Source organism: Nocardia panacis (assembly GCF_003598715.1).
Classification (GTDB): domain Bacteria; phylum Actinomycetota; class Actinomycetes; order Mycobacteriales; family Mycobacteriaceae; genus Nocardia; species Nocardia panacis.
In genome coordinates this window covers 1-820 of record NZ_QZFU01000001.1, presented here as the reverse complement: position 1 = coordinate 820, position 820 = coordinate 1, and the positions used below count along the sequence as shown (strand labels likewise).

Below are 820 nucleotides of genomic sequence, written 5' to 3'. Positions count from 1 at the left end.
AAGATAGAACGTTTCAGACTTTAGCGAGGAATGAAACGATTCGATGGAGGCATTATCAGCGGGCGTCCCTTTACGGGACATGCTCATGGTAATGCCTTTTATATGAACAGCTTTCTGATACTCGTAAGATGTATACACAGAACCTTGGTCGCTATGTAACACACAGTTTTCAGGCAGTGCTGGGAGCTGATCAAGTGTGTTTAAAATAAAGTCTGTGTCCTGCTTATCACCAATCGTAAAAGCAATCACTTCTCCATTATATAAATCCAATATACTGGAAAGGTACAATTGTTTCTGTCCATAAGGCAAATACGTGATGTCCGTTACTAGTTTTTCAAGAGGGCGATCAGATTGAAAGTTCCGATCCAGTATATTACCGGCCACGGCATAGGGCTGCCCATTCTTCTTACGCTTTTTCATTTTAACCCGGCACTGCCACTGGTTTTTCTGCATGATACGTTGAACAGTTTTATGGTTAATATGCATCCTCATTTTTAGTATGGCTGTGATTTTTCGATATCCATATCGATACTTGTGCTCTCGGCACAACGTGCCGATTTGTTCCTCTAGTTGTTTTTTAGAATGATTCTGAGTCAGATCTTTTTTCCATCTATAGTACGAAGCGCGAGAGATGCCTAAATGGACACAAATGTCCTGTACTGTCATCATTTTGCACAATTCTTCTACTAGTTTGATTGACGTTTCCTTATCAACTTCCTTTCCAATTCGTTGTACTTTTTTAAAACTTCATTCTGTTGACTCAGATAGCGATTTTCTGCCTGCAGTCTCTCTAATTCGGAAGAGTACTCGGGACCCTTTC

At 40.5% G+C, this 820-nt stretch carries 1 pseudogene; it reads right to left on the bottom strand.

The features are described from left to right. A pseudogene (locus D5S18_RS36670) lies at positions 1-820 on the bottom strand (IS3 family transposase); the annotation flags it as partial.